The 12,633-nt window shown below is 64.8% G+C and carries 15 protein-coding genes; 8 read left to right on the top strand and 7 right to left on the bottom strand.

Annotated features, from left to right (window positions below):
* Positions 1-109 precede the first annotated feature (109 nt).
* Positions 110-652: an AAA family ATPase gene (locus ACFYOW_RS26525; RefSeq protein ID WP_387292235.1), complete on the bottom strand. Its 543-nt coding sequence runs from the start codon at positions 650-652 to the stop codon at positions 110-112.
* Positions 653-794: 142 nt separating this feature from the next.
* Here ACFYOW_RS26525 and ACFYOW_RS26520 point away from each other — a divergent pair, with 142 nt between their 5' ends.
* The gene (locus tag ACFYOW_RS26520; protein ID WP_387292233.1) at positions 795-1,523 is read left to right on the top strand and encodes an NIPSNAP family protein; all 729 of its coding nucleotides are present in this window, start codon (positions 795-797) and stop codon (positions 1,521-1,523) included.
* A gap of 235 nt (positions 1,524-1,758) precedes the next feature.
* Positions 1,759-1,911, top strand: a complete 153-nt coding sequence (locus ACFYOW_RS26515; RefSeq protein ID WP_387292231.1) for a hypothetical protein — start codon at positions 1,759-1,761, stop codon at positions 1,909-1,911.
* A 145-nt stretch (positions 1,912-2,056) separates the two neighbouring features.
* On the opposite strand, the gene ACFYOW_RS26510 is transcribed toward ACFYOW_RS26515, so the two are convergent.
* Genes ACFYOW_RS26510 through ACFYOW_RS26500 form a run of 3 tightly spaced genes read right to left on the bottom strand, consistent with a single transcriptional unit; the run spans position 2,057 to position 4,772 of the window.
* A complete protein-coding gene (locus ACFYOW_RS26510) occupies positions 2,057-2,557 on the bottom strand; it encodes a hypothetical protein (RefSeq protein ID WP_387292229.1) in 501 nt (166 codons plus the stop codon).
* Positions 2,554-3,684 carry a MerR family transcriptional regulator gene (locus ACFYOW_RS26505; protein WP_387292227.1) on the bottom strand — a complete coding sequence of 377 codons (1,131 nt, stop codon included), beginning with the start codon at positions 3,682-3,684 and terminating at the stop codon, positions 2,554-2,556. The genes ACFYOW_RS26510 and ACFYOW_RS26505 overlap by 4 nt, the downstream gene beginning before the upstream one ends.
* A gap of 44 nt (positions 3,685-3,728) precedes the next feature.
* Complete coding sequence (locus ACFYOW_RS26500) at positions 3,729-4,772, bottom strand: cation diffusion facilitator family transporter (protein WP_387292225.1); 1,044 nt, start codon at positions 4,770-4,772, stop codon at positions 3,729-3,731.
* Positions 4,773-4,843: 71 nt separating this feature from the next.
* Here ACFYOW_RS26500 and ACFYOW_RS26495 point away from each other — a divergent pair, with 71 nt between their 5' ends.
* From ACFYOW_RS26495 to ACFYOW_RS26475, 5 genes are all read left to right on the top strand, one after another.
* On the top strand, positions 4,844-5,824 hold the full coding sequence (locus ACFYOW_RS26495) for an SAM-dependent methyltransferase (protein WP_387292223.1): 981 nt from the start codon (positions 4,844-4,846) through the stop codon (positions 5,822-5,824).
* A gap of 24 nt (positions 5,825-5,848) precedes the next feature.
* Positions 5,849-7,129 (top strand): diguanylate cyclase domain-containing protein, encoded by a 1,281-nt coding sequence (locus ACFYOW_RS26490; protein ID WP_387292221.1) that lies wholly within the window; start codon positions 5,849-5,851, stop codon positions 7,127-7,129.
* Between the two features lie 19 nt (positions 7,130-7,148).
* Positions 7,149-7,496 carry a hypothetical protein gene (locus ACFYOW_RS26485; protein ID WP_387292435.1) on the top strand — a complete coding sequence of 116 codons (348 nt, stop codon included), beginning with the start codon at positions 7,149-7,151 and terminating at the stop codon, positions 7,494-7,496.
* Positions 7,406-7,753, top strand: coding sequence for a GNAT family N-acetyltransferase (locus ACFYOW_RS26480; RefSeq protein WP_387292219.1), 348 nt, complete (start codon positions 7,406-7,408; stop codon positions 7,751-7,753). Before ACFYOW_RS26485 ends, ACFYOW_RS26480 begins: the two co-directional genes overlap by 91 nt.
* A 125-nt stretch (positions 7,754-7,878) precedes the next feature.
* Positions 7,879-8,379 carry a CGNR zinc finger domain-containing protein gene (locus tag ACFYOW_RS26475; protein ID WP_387292217.1) on the top strand — a complete coding sequence of 167 codons (501 nt, stop codon included), beginning with the start codon at positions 7,879-7,881 and terminating at the stop codon, positions 8,377-8,379.
* Between the two features lie 176 nt (positions 8,380-8,555).
* Here the strand turns inward: ACFYOW_RS26475 and ACFYOW_RS26470 are convergent, their stop codons facing one another.
* The 3 genes from ACFYOW_RS26470 to ACFYOW_RS26460 all read right to left on the bottom strand — a co-directional run bounded on the left by ACFYOW_RS26470 (position 8,556) and on the right by ACFYOW_RS26460 (position 11,402).
* Entirely contained in the window at positions 8,556-8,954 is a 399-nt protein-coding gene (locus tag ACFYOW_RS26470) for a hypothetical protein (RefSeq protein WP_387292215.1), read from the bottom strand.
* A gap of 36 nt (positions 8,955-8,990) precedes the next feature.
* A complete protein-coding gene (locus ACFYOW_RS26465) occupies positions 8,991-10,016 on the bottom strand; it encodes a cytochrome P450 (protein WP_387292213.1) in 1,026 nt (341 codons plus the stop codon).
* Positions 10,017-10,499: 483 nt separating this feature from the next.
* Positions 10,500-11,402 (bottom strand): TIGR03620 family F420-dependent LLM class oxidoreductase, encoded by a 903-nt coding sequence (locus ACFYOW_RS26460; RefSeq protein ID WP_387292421.1) that lies wholly within the window; start codon positions 11,400-11,402, stop codon positions 10,500-10,502.
* Between the two features lie 186 nt (positions 11,403-11,588).
* Between ACFYOW_RS26460 and ACFYOW_RS26455 the strand changes: the two genes are divergently transcribed.
* Entirely contained in the window at positions 11,589-12,509 is a 921-nt protein-coding gene (locus tag ACFYOW_RS26455) for a LysR family transcriptional regulator (protein WP_387292211.1), read from the top strand.
* Positions 12,510-12,633: the final 124 nt, after the last annotated feature.

Genomic DNA, 12,633 nt, shown 5'->3' with positions numbered 1-12,633 from the left:
GCGTCCGGAAAAGCTCGTCGGCCCGATGGCCTGGCGGCAATCCGGTTCCGCTGCCGTGTTCGCGACGGCAATGCCCGCCCGAGCGACGGCACTCGGCCTAGGAGAGCGGTTACCGGTGGCTATTGACGAATGCCACGATCTCATCGAGGCCAGGTCGATAACCGTCCGTCGTGTCGACCTCGATCGCCGGCACATCCAGCGATACGCGGTCGAACACGCGGTGGACATCGGATGCAACCGTATTCGGCCCGGAATGTGCTCGCCGCAAAGGGTTTTCGCGCTTGCGCCGATGAATCCGCGCCATCGCGATGGCAGGCTCGACCTCGCAGTGCACCACTCGCATAGTGGCCAGACCCCGTAGCGGCTCGAGGCCCGGCCGCCACAGGCGATCCTGAAATGCCGCCTCCGCCACCACTGTGACGCCCGCTCGCAACAACAGCTCCAGCACACCGAAGAACGTCGGCAGTGTAAGCAGACTCAACTCGTCACCGGGTTCTGCCGCGAAATCCGGCCGCCCGTGCACCATGCCTTCCTTGATTTCGTCCCGGCAGATCGCGGGACACCCCACCTCGGCGGCCAGGGCATGCGCGAGTGTTGTCTTCCCGGCGCCCGGCGGTCCGCTCACGACGACGAGGGTGGGTAAGCGACTCATGGGCATAGTCAACCGTGCCTCGATGAATATCTCGATCGTTACCCCCGGCCGCGCAGACGGACTGAAGTGTTTTGGCAGGAATCCGGCGAAAATGGGCAGTTAGTCGATCGCGGTCGGCACTCGAGCTCGGCACGATGAGTTTGTGACCGAAAATCTTTGGCCGGTAGTCGAACTCAGGCAGTACACCCTGCACCCTGGCACGCGGGATGTGCTCATCGAGCTGTTCGATCGGGAACTCGTGGAGACCCAGGAGGCGGTCGGAATGCGCATAATCGCGCAATTCCGCGACGAGGACGATCCGGACCGCTTCGTCTGGCTCCGCGCCTTCCACGACATGCCATCCCGCGGCACCGCATTGAAAGCGTTCTATATCGACGGAGCCGCATGGCGTGAACACGCTCCGGCCGTCCGCGCGACCATGGTGGACACGACGAACGCACTGCTGCTGCAACCCGCCACCGCGACATCCAACTTCACGCTCCCGACCGAGCGTCCTGGTGCAGCGGCAACCGAGCTGCCTCGCTCACGAGTGCTGGCAACCGTCTACTACCCGGAAGGCCCGCTCGACGAGTTCACCGAGTTCTTCGAGAACCGGCTGCGGCCACTGCTGGTCGAGACCGATGCCACTCCGATCGCCTACCTCCAGACCGATCCCACCCCCAATACCTTTGCAGCGCTTCCAGTTCGAGAGGAAACCGTCTTCGTCTGGTTAGCGCTTTTCGAGGATTCCGCCGCACTCGACGCCCACTTCGATGCGCTGTCCAGCTCCCGCACCTGGATCGAGGAGGTGCAGCCGGAACTGTCGAAACTCCAGTCCAGGCGGGAAGATCAACTACGACTCGCACCAACCGCGCGCTCACTTCTGCGGTGAATGTGACGACAGGTTGTTGTCACTGCGGGCCGTATCCGTCACCCGCGCGAGTGCCCCCTGCCGGCGTGAGCGGACATATCGCCCCAGCTGTCAACCCGCCACCGCCGTTGATTGGCGAGGGATCGGGCTCGCGGCGCTGAACGAGTAGTCCACTACTCGCGATACTTGATGCTGTCCGGAGCCACCATTTGCCCATGTATCGGGTGTTCATGAGCCATTCCAGCCGGGACGAGGTGTGCTTCCCGCGCCTGTCGCCTGGGCGGACGTGCTGTGCGACAAGCTGGCCGCGAATCCGAGCCGCGAGCAGTGGAACGACTGGATCTCACCTGACATCGCCTACATCGAGCTGTGCCCGGGCAAACCCGTCTCGTCCGTGTCGGACCGGTGATGTCGGTCTTGGGCTCGGATGCTGTCTCCCATCACCCAAACCCACGCTGGCAGATCGGGAACCCCGAGATTGTCAGAGCTGTCGACAAGCGTCCGGCTATTTCCGGACGGTCATGGGTAGTCCGCGACCGGGGTTAACGAGCGTGTCACCGTTCTCGTGCATTTGGCGCGGAGGCCCGTCGAGCGGTCGTCCGCGTCCGAATCGCTTCGGCGACTTCATCAATCGCGGTGCGAATCATTGCCCCGTAACCGTCATCACCGAGCGCATCCACACACTCTCGCGCCGCGCCGATCTCGCACTGCGCCGCATCGAATGAACCGAGCCGCCGATAGTTGTCCGCCAGATTCAAATGCAGCGACGGGTAAAAGCCCCGCACCTCCAAATTCGCATCATGCTGATGCAACCGCTCATCGGTCAGACTGTCCGCCGCGTCCAGCGCCCGGACATCCCAGCAAAGCGCCTGTGCCGCATCGTCATACAGATCCGCGAGATAGTGCGCCAACGTGCACCGATGCAATGGATCACCCTGCGGACCGAGCGCCGCCCATATCCCGAGCAGCGCCTCCCGCGCGGCTTCCGGCGAGCCTGTTCGCCCGAGCTCGACCGCCTGTGTAATGGCTGCCATGGTTTCCGTAGCGGCATTCATGCGCCGTACTCCTTCGAATTCGGAATGGCAGTCGGCATAACGAGCGTGGTCAACTCACCGTCCGTCGCGGAACGAACAACCACGGGTGCGTCGGCCGCAGCGATATCGAGCATGATTTCCGGACCGATCGCACTCACCAATGCGGGCCGTAATGTCGTGGGGGAGACCGCAAGTTCGATACCCCGACCGGTGACGGTTGCCGGAATGCGCGGGCGCGCAAGTGGGTCGGTATACCCAGGCGAACTGGGTGAGCCCGGTGAGCCGGATGAGCCGGATGAGCTGGGCCTGAGTTGCCCATCGCAGGTCGCCACAAGCCCAGACTGATCGACGGCGAAGACAACCGGTGCCCCACCGCCCGCCTCGAGCACTGTGAGCAACGCATCCCGCCTCACCACCACTCGCGTCCGAACCACACCCAGCCCAGCCAACATCGCCCGATAGTCCGGAAACGCCTCATTGATGGTCCTGCACCGACGCTCGGAGTCGTCACCGGCCAGAACGAGCCCATCGTCCAAAGCGCGCACGGTCACCTCATCCAATCCCCGCAGCCAGGAACCGATTCCGCCCAACTCACCCGCATCGACAACCGCCGACCACGCCCCACCACTCGGCCGCACCGGCACCATCGCCCGCGTCGAGAGCCGATACCGATCCGTGGCCGTCAACGTAACCGAATCCGCATCCGACTCCACCAAAACCCCAGCCAACACCGGTATTTCACGATCCAACGCCGCCGCCGACCGCACTTGCTCGATGGCCGCGGCCAACACCGCCGCGGACAACACCACCCCCGCCCCGATCTCCTGCTTGATCACCCGCGCAACCGCAGCAGCCTCCCGAGCCCGCTTCGCAAGCTCCGCCACATGCTCATCGAGCAACCGCCCCGCCCGTGCCATGTCTCCGTTCAAAATCTCCGAAACAACCTCCAGCGGCACCCCGATTCCCCGCAGCCGCCGAATCATCACCCCGCGCTCGACCTGCGCCTCGCTGTAGTACCGATATCCGGTCGCCTCATCCACCCGAACCGGAACCAGCAACCCGCAATCGTCATAAAACCGCAGCGCACTGGCCGTGAGCCCACAGGCCCGCGCCAACCCGCCGATCGTGATCAACCCATCGCCCGCCACCCGCTCATCATGGAGTCTCAGGTAGCTCGAAGGTCAAGCGCCGGTCAGGACCGGTGCACCGGCCCATGCGCCTCCACGCAATGCGCATCGTCGGCTGAAACCGTCAGCTCCGACGAGTGGTCCACCTGCAAAGTCGTATGTTCCAACCCGAATTCGTCGTGCAGCACGGTCTCGATCTTCGAACGAATCGCATGGCAGTCGGCAGCGTTGTCGACGAGGATATGCGCCGACAGCGACGGCTGTCCGGAGGTGATCTGCCAAACGTGCAGGTCGTGGACCTCGGTCACCTGCGCGAGCGCGACGATGCGCGCCCCGATGGCGTCTGGATTGAGATGGGCGGGCGCGGCCTCCAGGAAGATCCGCCCCGATTCCCGGACCAGGGACCAGCCCGCCTTGATCATCAATGCCGCGACGACCAGTGCCGCGATCGCATCGGCACGGGCGAATCCGGCCAACCACACCACCGCGCCCGCGATGGCGGTCCCGATGAAGGCATAGAGGTCGTTGAGGATGTGCTGGAATGCTCCCTCGACATTCAGGCTGGTCCGGTTGGCGCGGCTGATGCTCCACGCGGCGGCGAGATTGACCACGATCCCGACCAGCGCCGTGATCAACACCAGCGGCCCTTCGACATCCGGCGGATTGATCAGCCGATTGATGCCCTCGTACACGAACCACGCCGCGAGCAGCAGCAAGGTAATCCCGTTGGCCTGCGCCGAAAGGATCTCGACCCGCTTGAACCCGTAGGTGTATCGCCCCTGCGCCGGACGTCGAGCCAACCGGATCGCGATCATCGCGAGCACGATCGAGGCAGCATCGGTGAGCATGTGCGCGGCATCGGAGATCAGCGCGAGCGATTGCGCGAGCAGGCCGACGACCACCTCGGCCACCATGAACGCGACGATCAAGCCGAGCGCGATGGCCAGCCAGCGCGGATTCGAATCCGCCGAGACACCGTGGTCGTGGCTGTGGCCGCGTTTGTCCGAATGGCCGGACTGTGCGTGGTCATGCGAATGGTCATGAAAGATGTGTTCAGCCTCGCTGACCACCACTGCGGACCGCTTCGGCGACACGCACTGCTCGCCCATAGTCGAACGCCCCTTCCAGTTGATTTTGCTGCCGTTCGTCAGCGTAGCGGATCTTGCACTCATGCGCATGTATGAATATGGAACAGGCGTGGAAGGCCCAGATCAACAGTGGCGAATTCGTGATCATTCGGACCGACCGGCCCGACTACTATTGCGGACTGCACCATTCGGTGATCAACAACGCGGTATCCGGCGGTGCGGATCTGGATGGTTGGTCCGATGGTGAATGCAGAGGGGTTGCGATGGACAGGCCGGCGTGGGCGCCCGAGGGCGTGGATCTGCAACAGGCGAGTCCGGCACGGATGTATGACGCCTTGCTGGGCGGTTCACACAACTTCGAGATCGATCGCAAGGCCGCCGAGGCCGGCAAACAGCTGGTGCCCGACCTGCCCCGCCTGGCGCTGAGCAACCGGGCTTTCCTGCGCCGCGCGGTCCGCTTCCTGGCCGACCTGGGCGTGCGTCAGTTCCTCGATATCGGTTCGGGCATTCCGACCGCGGGCAACGTGCACGAGGTCGCGCAGTCGGTGGATCCGGAGATTCGCGTGCTCTACGCCGATATCGATCCGGTCGCGGTCGCCCACGCCCGCGCGATCCTGGTGGACAACGACAAGGCCGCGGCCATCGAAGCGGACCTCCGCAAGCCCGACGAGCTGCTCGCCCGAGTCCGCGAGACCGGCCTCATCGATTTCGCGCAACCGGTCGGGGTTTTGCTGGTGGCGGTGCTGCACCTGCTATCCGACGAGGAGCGGCCGGTCGAGAAGGTGGCCGCCCTGCATGCGGCCGTCCCCGCCGGAAGCTACGTCGCGATCTCGCACCTGACATCGGAGTCGCGCCCCGAGGATGCGGGCAAGCTCGGCCGCAATGCGGCCGATGTGACCCGCGTCGGCATCCACTTCCGTTCGAAGGACGGCATCTCCGCGATGTTCGACGAGTGGGAGCTGGTCGAACCCGGCGTCGTCGAGCTACCCGCCTGGCGACCGGAATCCGAACGCGACCTATACGAGACGCCGGGCCGATCGCTCGGCCTGGCGGGCGTCGGCCGGAAGGTTTGACCGGAGCCGTGGCAGGGGATTCGTGTGGGGACACGTGAGCTGGCGATGCGATGGGCGGATGCGCTCGACGGCGCCGTCGCTCCGATCCTCACCCGAAGCCAAATCGAAACTCTGCTAGCGGAACTCGCCGATGTGCTGATCGCGGCCGTGCGCGGGACGCGGGAGGTCACGGTCGCGCAGGACGCCGCCGCGGTGCTCGTCGCGGCGAACTATCGTGACCAAATCGCCGTCAGCCGTTCAGTTCTGGTTATCTGCCGGGAGATCGTTCGTGAAATATGCCCAACCGGAACCGAATCCGATTACGAGCCAGTTCGCGAGCGTGCGATAGTTGTCGCTGCCGAGTTCGCCGCGGGTTTCACCTCTGCGCTGCGGAACGCGGCGTTAGGGGAGCAGGAAACCACACTCGCAGCGGTGTTTTCGGCCGCGCAGGAGGCCGAGGTGCGAAGGCAATTGTCGGAGGCCAGGTTCGAAGCGGTCTTCGCGGGAGCATCGGTTGGGATCGGGACGGTCGACGTCACCGGCCGGGTACTGGAGGTGAACGCGGCCATGGCCGATATGCTCGGACTACCCGCGGCGATGATGCCGGGTCGGTCGGTCGCCGAATTGCTCGGTCCCGCGAATATCGGTGACGCATATGCCAATTTGGAGCACCTACTCAGCGGTCGGACCGACCGCTTCCGCCTCGAAACCGACCATCTCCGACGCGACGGCACCATCACCAGCATCGACCTGTCCATGTCCGCGGTCCGCGACAACAGTGGGCAGGTCCGCTTCCTGATCGGTGTCGCCGTCGATGTCACCGAACGCAAACAACTGGCCGACCAGCTGTGGCACGATGCCAACCACGACAGCCTGACCGGTCTACCCAACCGTGTCCTCTTCTTCAATCGACTGGCCGATGCCGTTCCGCCAGTTGGTGTTTGCTATCTGGACCTCGACGGGTTCAAGGAAGTGAACGATGTGTGGGGGCATACGGTAGGGGATCGGGTGCTACGCGACGTTGCCCAGCGTCTTCGTGAATCCGTCGAATCCGTCGGTGGATTGGTCGCGCGAATCGGCGGCGACGAGTTCATCGTACTCGTCGAGAAGTGCACTGGCACAGAGCAATTGGAAACAATTTCCGCGCTTCTGCTCGACGGGCTCGGCACCCCGATACAGGTGGCCGGGCGGCCCGTTGTCGTAGGCGCAAGCATCGGAACGGTTTTCGTCGAAGACCGCCCCACCGACATCGACGAAATGATGCACGCCGTCGACACCGCGATGTACCGCAACAAAACCACGGGAGGACGCAGGCTCCGGCAGTAGCTACCAACGGAAGGTCACGATGTTCGCGATATCCCTCGGTGCGGACGGCGCCGAGCTGTGCCCGCTCGAACCGCGGCATGCCGCGGAGTTCCTGGAACATATGGACCGGGGGCGGGAGTCCATCGGGCAATACATCAAAGTTGCCGACGCCGTAACGGATCTGGAGTCGAGCCGTACCTACCTGCGCGAGTACGCGGAGAAGGCGACGTCCGACACCGGCCGGATCAAGGGGTCCGGCTGGACGGCAAGTTGGTCGGCAGCGTCCTGTTCCGAACGATGGACCTCGCACTCGGCGTCGCCGAAGCGGGCTGCTGGCTGGAGCCCTCGGCCGCGGGCCGTGGCCTGGCGACCCGGGCCGCCCGCGTGATCATCGACTGGGCTATCGAGGAGCGCGGCCATCCACCGCGTGGAGTGGCTGGTCGCGTCGCCGAATCACGCCAGCATCGCCGTGGCACGGCGGTTGGGAATGACCAAAGACGGTGTGCTGCGCGAGTTTTACCCGCATCGAGGGCGGCGGCTCGATGTGGAGGTCTGGTCAGTGCTGGCCACCGAGTGGCGGGCGGGCATCGGCTAGGCCCATCGTGCTGGTCCCTGCCAGCGCCACCACCGATCCGTGCTCGCTGATCAGCCACCGCCCACAGATGCAGCGCAGGTAGCTGGTTGCGCCGTGCGAGGAAACGAGAGTGGGGGACGACCAGGAGCAAGAAGGGCAGGTAGCGATCATGCATCCAGCCTGATGTAATGACTTAGTGCATTTCAACCCTTACGGAGGCGCGGCGGCCGAACTCGCCGCCCGCCTGGTGAACGCGGACCCGCGGCAAGACCTGCTGCAACTGCTCGCCGATTCCGGCTACAAGCCAGTCGGCACCCTCAATGCCCGCCAGACCGCCGAGCTGCGCCGCTGGATAGTGCGTCTCGACGAGGTCTTCACCGAACCGAGCGTCGACCTGCTCAACGCCTTACTGGCCGAGACCACCAGCCAGCCCTACATCTCCACCCACGACGGCCGCGCCCCCCACCTGCACTACGCCCGCGAGGATGCGCCCACCGACGAGCGAGTCAAGGCCTACACCGCGGCCGGACTCGCGGAGCTCTTCTGTGAGGATCCGGGCCGCATCGGACGCTGCGCTCGCGCGGGGTGCGGCGTTGTCTTCGTCGACACCTCACGCAACGGCAGGCGCAGATACTGTTCCACCCGCTGTTCGACCCGCGTGCACGTCGCGGAGCACCGCACCCGTCGCTCCGCCTGATCTCGGGCGCGCGGCCGCCCGCGTCCAGCTAACTTCTGAGGTAATCGAGATCCGTCGAGCGCAGTCGAATGGCGGTACCGCGGGGCGCGTCGTGCCGCGTTTCGACTGCGCTCGACGGGCGAACCGGATCTGATGGCGCGGCAACCTATCTGGACGGGGTGCTAATAGAGGCTCGCCTAGTTCTGGAAGTCGATCCGCTCCCACGACAGTGTCTCCCGCCAGCCAGGCCGCTGAGAAGCCCAGTCCTGCACCGCTTTCACCACCAGCTCGAGGGCGGGCGAGTATGCACTGCCCCACGGCTGCGTATCGTGCACGGTGGCTCGGAAATGTCGATCGGGCCCGCCGTTGCGGTATTCGACGAAGTATCCGTGACCATCCTCCGGATCCACTTGCTCATCCATATGAACCTGGATGTAGTAGTGGCCGAGCGGAACCAGATTCGGGCGTTCGACAATGACGTACGGATACCTGAAGTTCATGCTGGCGAGCAGGTCGTGTAGGGCTTCGTCGGACGGATTGTCGACCGGACGATCCGGAGCCGCGCTCGTCGCCCTGACTGCAACCATTTCGTTCATGCCGTGCATTCTTACCGAATTCTCTTGGGACCCGAATCATTCCCGGAGCATCACCGGCAACGCAACCAACCCATGAGACCGCCATGATGCCCGATACTCGAGCTCGGATTCCGGCACAGCCAGGCGCACTCGCGGATACCGAACGAACAACTCCGGCACCACCGCGTCGACGATCAGATCGCTGACCTGTGCGCCCAGGCAATAGTGGGGTCCGCGCCCGAACATCAGGCTCGGTCGCCCATTGCGGGCAGGATCCGAATCGGCGCCGAATACCGACAACAGCACGGTGTCGCCCTTGGGGATGATCCGGTCGCCAATCGTCAAGTCGCTGACCGCGAATCGCCGAATAGCGAACGGCAACGGATTGGCGGCCTCCATCAACTCGCCACGCCGACCCTTCCAGTCTGCTGGTACACCGGTGGCCAAGAGCGCCGCAAATATGTTGCCGCACAGATGAACCACATTCTCCAGCCCCGCCAGCATCATCAGAAAGGCCAGCGAAATCAACTCGTCCTCGGACAACAAATCCGCGTCATCCCGAGCCCGCACCCACCCACTGATCAGATCATCGGCCGGCTCATCCCGCTTGGCTCGCACCACACTCGTGAACACCCCCGCCAGCCACTTGACCGCCTCCGCCAACCGGACCGCGGACTCCTTCGATGAGGCATCGAACGTCACCATCGCCGTAGCCGCGTCGCGCAACTCGCGATACCGATCAGCGGGCACACCGAGCAGCTCACCGATCACGAGCGCGGGCACCGGAACACACAGTTGATCCAGCAGATCGACTGTGCCACTGGCATTTTCATCCAGCGATCGGAACGTGGCCTCGCTGATCCGCTGTACCACCTTCCTCAGCGAATCCGCCGACCTTCGCGAAAACGCAGGCGCCGCAAGCCGCCGCAGCCGCCCGTGCTCCACCCCATCCAAATTCAGCAGATTCCGATCCAACGCCGGCGGCAACGAAAACCCCGAATACCCACCTGCGGAATTCCGCTTATCCACACTCAGCCGCGCATCCGCCAACAACTCCGCCACCGCGTCATACCCACTGACCACCCAAACCTGCTGCCCGCCAGGCAGTTCAGCGTCCCGAACCGCCCCACGCCACCCACCATGCTCCCGCCACCGAGTTCGACCGGAGATCCCAACCGGACACCTATCCACCACAACTCCTCAATACCACCCCTGCGAGGATATTGCGCCGGACTCACACCGCGCCCCCGCATGCTCGATATACGCGCCCCACGTACCATCGCCCGTCTTCACATCCACAAGACCCGGATTACCACCCGGCAACGTATGCGTCCCCACCGCAAACGTCGGATGCGCAGGCAGCCACGACTGATCGATCACCATGTCCCGCACCGGAAGCAGAACCGGCAAGAAGCTGTACTGAACCTGCACCTGACTCGTGAAATCGCACCTGACATGCCATCACCCGCGATCGAACAGTTCATGAACCCAGACGAGAAATACACCGTATCCCCTCACCCCAGACGGGATGCCGCTGGGCTTTCGGCCATGGGGTGTGCTGGGTAATCAGTCGTGGGTATTCAGGGCTGGAGCGAGGTGGACGAGATGGTCTATGCCGGGGGCGAATTCGGTTCCGATGGGTAGCAGCAGGGTGACGTGGTCGGCTCCGGCGGCCAGGTGCTCGTGCACTTTCCGCGCGATCGAGTCGTGTGTGCCGTGTGCGACGAGCGCGTCCACCACCTGATCGTTGGGCTCCTCGTCCGTGTAGCCGAGGTCGGCCAGGACCGCTCGGAAGGAGGGGCGCTGGGACCAGGCGGATACCACCTGCCGCGCGGTGTCGCGGGCTCGGTCGGGTTCGTCGTCGGCCACCACGGAAAGCCCGACCACGAGCAGTTTGTCCGGGCCGAGTACCTCCCTGGCCCGCGCGGTGTGTTCTACAGGCAACCCGGCGGGCAGTGCGCCGTTGGTGATCTCTGCGGCGAGCGCGAGCATCTTGGGCCCGTTCGCCGCGAGGATCCGCGGATACGCCGCGTCGGGGGCGGGTGGCCAGGTCTGACTGTCCATGCCGGTTACGTAGTCGCGGACGGTGGTCAGCGGGTCGCCGAATTGTCTTCCCACGCTTTCGGCCTGTTGTGGATAGCCGACCCCGAGACCGAGAACAAAGCGTTCGGGATAGGCCTGGGTGAGGTAGCCCGCCGCAGCGTGCGCGGTCTGCGGCGGTCGCGCCCAGATGTTGGCCACACATGTGCCCACCGTCATCTGCTCGGTGGCGGCCAGCAGCACCCCCAGGTGCGCGAACGCGTCCTTGCCGATCACCTCGTTGGTCCAGACGGTGTGGTAACCAGCGCGTTCGAGTCGGCGGCCTGCGTCTCGTTGCTGGTCGGCCGGCGGTGTGCTGGTGAAGGAGACCGGCAGACTCACACCGACCGGCCCCAGCGCTCGACGCGCCGTGTCCACCACCGTGTTGATCGTCATGGGCTTTTTCCTCCGAGTGAGTCCGTTGAGCACGCCCGACAGTGTCGGGCCGATACGTCCACTCTGGTGCCGGGTGATCCTCGTGATCCAATGACTCTTTCGTATCAGGCAATACGATTCACGCATCACTGCATCTCGCCGGGGGCGCCAGCACGATATCGATGGGGCTACTGTGGCGTCATGAGCGAAGTGCCCTCGCCCGCAGTGGATCTCGACCTGCGGCTGGTGCACTGTTTCACCGTCGTCGTCGAGCACGGGCATTTCGGTCGTGCCGCCGCGGCTCTGCACGTCACGCAGCCGTCGTTGAGCCGCCAGATCAACCGGCTCGAACAGCAACTCGGGGCACGGCTGCTCGACCGCGGCCCACAGGGCAGCCGGCTCACCGAGGCCGGCGAGGTGTTCTTACCGCAGGCGAAAGCGCTGCTTCGCACCGCAAGCCGGGTCGTCACGCAAACCCGCGCCGCCGCCCGGTCCGCCCGCGTCACGATCGGCTACACCGGGAACCTGATCATCACCTCCGTCGTGCGCGAGATGCGCCACCGCCATCCCGACGCCGAGGTGCGCGCAGTGCACGTGTCGGTGACCGATGTCCCGGCCGCGCTGCTCGATCACCGGGTGGACGTACTGGTTTCGCGCCTGCCGTTTCCCACCGAGGGACTGCACGTCACAGTTCTGTACGACGAACCGCGCGTGGTGCTCATGCCGGTGGACCATCGGTTGGCCGGCAAGGAATACGTCACGCTCGACGACATCGCCGATGAACCCGTGCCCCGATTACGGCAGTCGGACCCGGACTGGAGTGCCTATTGGCGCATCGATCCCCGCCCCGACGGTCGCCCCGCGCCCGACGGTCCGATCATCGACGCCATCGAGGACAAACTCGAAGTGATCGCCGCCGGTGAGGCCATCGCCATCGCCGCCGGCCTCCACTTGTCGGCGGTTCGTCCCGACGTGACAGCGATCCCGCTGCACGGCGTGGACCCGGCTCACGTCGTGCTGGCCAACCGCCGCGACGACCGCAACCGCCTGGTCGTCGCGTTCCGGAAATATTCGCAAGACCAGCTCACCGGCCCCGAGCCCGGCAGGCTCGCCAATCCCTGACCCCTCGACAGAGCGTGGCGGGTGTGGCGGGCAAGGGGCCCAGACCAACGACCACCGCTGGTACGGAGTTCGCCGCCATCCGTCTTTGGGTGAGGTGCCCTGGACTTCCGAGCGAGCGAGTTGC

The organism is Nocardia sp. NPDC006982 (assembly GCF_042869435.1).
Taxonomy (GTDB): Bacteria; Actinomycetota; Actinomycetes; order Mycobacteriales; family Mycobacteriaceae; genus Nocardia.
This window is presented reverse-complemented; position numbering and strand designations above follow the sequence as displayed.

Bases quoted from the DNA above. Each gene is read 5' to 3' on its own strand.
- ACFYOW_RS26485 (WP_387292435.1), top strand. From the start codon at position 7,149: ATGTTCGCGATATCCCTCGGTGCGGACGGCGCCGAGCTGTGCCCGCTC.
- ACFYOW_RS26525 (WP_387292235.1), bottom strand. From the start codon at position 652: ATGAGTCGCTTACCCACCCTCGTCGTCGTGAGCGGACCGCCGGGCGCC.
- ACFYOW_RS26470 (WP_387292215.1), bottom strand. From the start codon at position 8,954: ATGAACGAAATGGTTGCAGTCAGGGCGACGAGCGCGGCTCCGGATCGT.
- ACFYOW_RS26500 (WP_387292225.1), bottom strand. From the start codon at position 4,772: ATGGGCGAGCAGTGCGTGTCGCCGAAGCGGTCCGCAGTGGTGGTCAGC.
- ACFYOW_RS26495 (WP_387292223.1), top strand. From the start codon at position 4,844: ATGAATATGGAACAGGCGTGGAAGGCCCAGATCAACAGTGGCGAATTC.
- ACFYOW_RS26480 (WP_387292219.1), top strand. From the start codon at position 7,406: ATGGACCTCGCACTCGGCGTCGCCGAAGCGGGCTGCTGGCTGGAGCCC.
- ACFYOW_RS26510 (WP_387292229.1), bottom strand. From the start codon at position 2,557: ATGAATGCCGCTACGGAAACCATGGCAGCCATTACACAGGCGGTCGAG.
- ACFYOW_RS26455 (WP_387292211.1), top strand. From the start codon at position 11,589: ATGAGCGAAGTGCCCTCGCCCGCAGTGGATCTCGACCTGCGGCTGGTG.